General features: G+C 52.6%; 3 protein-coding genes and 2 pseudogenes. 3 read left to right on the forward strand and 2 right to left on the reverse strand.

Annotated elements, in window-relative coordinates:
• Positions 1 to 37 precede the first annotated feature (37 nt).
• A pseudogene (locus ACESNI_RS15010) lies at positions 38 to 425 on the forward strand (transposase); the annotation flags it as partial.
• 262 nt (positions 426 to 687) lie between these two features.
• On the opposite strand, the gene ACESNI_RS15015 reads toward ACESNI_RS15010, so the two are convergent.
• Positions 688 to 1,014, reverse strand: a complete 327-nt coding sequence (locus ACESNI_RS15015; RefSeq protein WP_373088388.1) for a hypothetical protein — start codon at positions 1,012 to 1,014, stop codon at positions 688 to 690.
• Positions 1,015 to 1,410: 396 nt separating this feature from the next.
• Here ACESNI_RS15015 and ACESNI_RS15020 point away from each other — a divergent pair, with 396 nt between their 5' ends.
• Complete coding sequence (locus ACESNI_RS15020; RefSeq protein WP_373088390.1) at positions 1,411 to 1,770, forward strand: PilZ domain-containing protein; 360 nt, start codon at positions 1,411 to 1,413, stop codon at positions 1,768 to 1,770.
• Between the two features lie 96 nt (positions 1,771 to 1,866).
• Positions 1,867 to 2,286, forward strand: coding sequence for a 6,7-dimethyl-8-ribityllumazine synthase (gene ribH / locus ACESNI_RS15025; RefSeq protein WP_373088392.1), 420 nt, complete (start codon positions 1,867 to 1,869; stop codon positions 2,284 to 2,286).
• A 21-nt stretch (positions 2,287 to 2,307) separates the two neighbouring features.
• On the opposite strand, the pseudogene eno reads toward ribH, so the two are convergent.
• Positions 2,308 to 2,454: pseudogene (gene eno / locus ACESNI_RS15030) on the reverse strand (phosphopyruvate hydratase); the annotation flags it as partial.

A 2,454-nucleotide genomic window follows, 5' to 3' on the forward strand; every position in this document is an offset into this window, starting at 1 on the left:
CTTGAGAGTTTAACACTCGATCAAGGAGACCGACGAGATGATCAAGCATACAGAAGAGTTCAAGCAGGAAGCGGTGCGCATTGCGCTGACCAGCGGGCTATCGCGGCGGCGCGTGGCCTCGGATTTGGGCGTGGGCCTGTCGACTCTGGGCAAGTGGGTGTCGCAGTACCGGCCCTCTGATCTGGTAGCCGCGCCGCAGGCAGATTTGGCCCGCGAGAACGAACGTCTTCGCCAGGAGAACCGGATCCTCAAGGAGGAGAGGGAGATTCTAAAAAAGGCTACCCAGTTCTTCGCGAGCCCCATTTATCGCATTGGGGCCCATGAGGTTCGCATTCGTGGAGAGCTGGCGTCATGTATGGCCGGTGGAGACGATCTGCCGGGTGATGCTGTTTACGTTTAGTGATGGTCTGGCCTTTCGCGCACGCGGGCGAGAAACTGTATTAGCGATGAAGAAAAGATATGCACCGGTCTAGATATTGCGTGGGTGTGGAAATGTCCTATGCCCCCGCCGCCTATCCATTGGGCCGGCTGGTGCGCTTGGCATTGCATTAAGCGGGGCTGAGATCGGAAAGTTGAGCATGTCGCATGTCACGTCATGACGGGTTTTCACCCTTTCACCTTCATGTGTGTGCGCGTGAGGATAAAGGGAAAATAAGCGACATGATCCGACATGCGTCATGGATTTCTTCATCGGAAACCTCCCTCATTTTGATTTTTTCTAAGGTCGATCCCGCGATATATTCTGCCGAGCTGATAAACCCGGTCACGCTCGAAACCTCGCTTCTGAATTGCCTCAGCAAAAGCTTTGGCAGACCCTTTTTCTTCACCATTCTCGACGGCGAAATCGCACCAGCTTTGATATAGTTCGCTGGCCTGGCCCATCGCGCCTTCACGCTCGATGCAGCGTTCGGTTACGCGAAGGCCGTATCCCTTCACGCTGTCGTCCCAGTGCATTTGATAGCCCTCGGAGGGCGCTGTGACTTTGTCCACAAACGTTTTTGTAATTTTCACCATGCTGCCCGACTCTTGTTAGTTTCTAGCGTATTTCTAGCAATGAAGTGCAAGATACGATAAGCAACCACAATCACGCAAGGAGATAAGTCGTATATATTACAATGTTATGTATCTTAGAATCATCTGTCGCATTCTAGCAGTACGGTGTATTTGCAAAACTCTTAATCAGCGGGTCCTTGGTTCGAACCCAAGTGCGTCCACCATAATTCTTATATTTCAACTTCGATATCAATAGTTTCGCTGCGGTGTTTGAGATTCCTCTGGCTCGTTGCTTGAAGCAATGCGGGTTAATTGTGCGGATACTGAAAAAGACATGGATGGGTTTTTGTCATTGCTTAACGTTATTTAGCTATTGTTCAGGTGAATGGGGCGCTGATTGAGTTACTAGGGTTCGAAATGAACAATCGCGAGCAGATGAACAACCGTCAGCAAGACGTGCTGGACGAGACTCGCCGTACCGAGCGGTTCGATATCTCTGTGCAGGGACGCTATAGAACCGGCAGAGGTGTCGCGCGACATATACCGATTGTCGAAATCTCCGAAACCGGCTGTAGGTTTTATGACCGATTTGGCCGTCTGACAGAAGGGGCTGAAATCAGCATCAAGATCGAAACGATTGGCCCGATCATTGCACACGTGCGCTGGTGCAAGAATTACATCGTTGGGGTTCAGTTTGAACGCCCGATCTATGGCCCGGTGTTCGAATTTATCCGCAACAAGCTGGCCTATAGCGAAGAAGATCCAGTCGCGCGCTGAACGAGCCGCAACCATTCAATTCCCCTGCGCCGCTCTATTGGCCTTCACTATTGCTTCATTGCGAGCTATCGCGCCGCAACCCAATAGGAGCATTTAATGGCGCGTTTTCTGATCGTCGAAGCCCGGTTTTACGACCATCTCAATGATATGTTGATAGACGGGGCGCGATCGGCATTGGCCGCTGCCGGACATGATTCAGGTGTACTGACCGTCCCCGGCGCGCTGGAAATCCCCGGCGCAATCTCGATCGTCGCGGAAAGTAGCCAATATGACGGCTTCGTTGCAATCGGCGTGGTTATCCGCGGCGAAACATATCACTTCGAAATCGTAGCTGGCGAAAGCGCCCGCGGCCTGATGGCTCTGACTATGGATGGGCTGCCCATCGGCAACGGAATTATTACCGTTGAAAGTGAAGATCAGGCCCTCGCCCGTGCGGATAAAACCCGCAAGGACAAGGGCGGCGAAGCTGCGAAAGCGGCTATGGCTATGCTGGACCTTCAAACGAAATACGCCTGAATATCTAATCGAGGGTGGGAGTTATCCAGCCAAACGCCCGAAGCAGCCCTTCCCGGCGTATACGGCGCTGGCACCCAATTCTTCCTCGATGCGGATGAGCTGGTTGTATTTGGCCAATCTGTCCGACCGCGCAAGGCTGCCGATTTTGATCTGACCGCAATTGGTCGC

Source organism: Sneathiella sp. (assembly GCF_041689005.1).
Classification (GTDB): domain Bacteria; phylum Pseudomonadota; class Alphaproteobacteria; order Sneathiellales; family Sneathiellaceae; genus Sneathiella.